Source organism: Bacillus cereus group sp. BfR-BA-01382, from assembly GCF_022663475.1.
Lineage (GTDB): Bacteria > Bacillota > Bacilli > Bacillales > Bacillaceae_G > Bacillus_A > Bacillus_A thuringiensis_S.
The window spans coordinates 1-223 of sequence record NZ_JAKUFQ010000433.1; the positions used below are offsets into that span (position 1 = coordinate 1).

A 223-nucleotide genomic window follows, 5' to 3' on the forward strand; every position below is an offset into this window, starting at 1 on the left:
TAATGGAAAGACATGCAGCTAGGGCGAATGCAATGCAGCATTCTGTTAATGTACGAGTAGAGAATAGACCAGTGCAACAAGTAGTAGCAGAACCACAAGTGGAAGAACAACTAGTGCAACAAGTAGTAGCAGAACCACAAGTGGAAGAACAACCAATGCAGCAGGTGGTAGCAGAACCACAAGTGGAAGAACAACCAATGCAGCAGGTGGTAGTAGAATCACA

General features: G+C 44.8%; 1 protein-coding gene. It reads left to right on the forward strand.

The window, feature by feature from the left end; translation table 11 throughout:
* Positions 1-223 (forward strand): hypothetical protein (locus MR160_RS34615; RefSeq protein ID WP_242299274.1); only part of this gene is annotated, 223 nt, incomplete at both ends.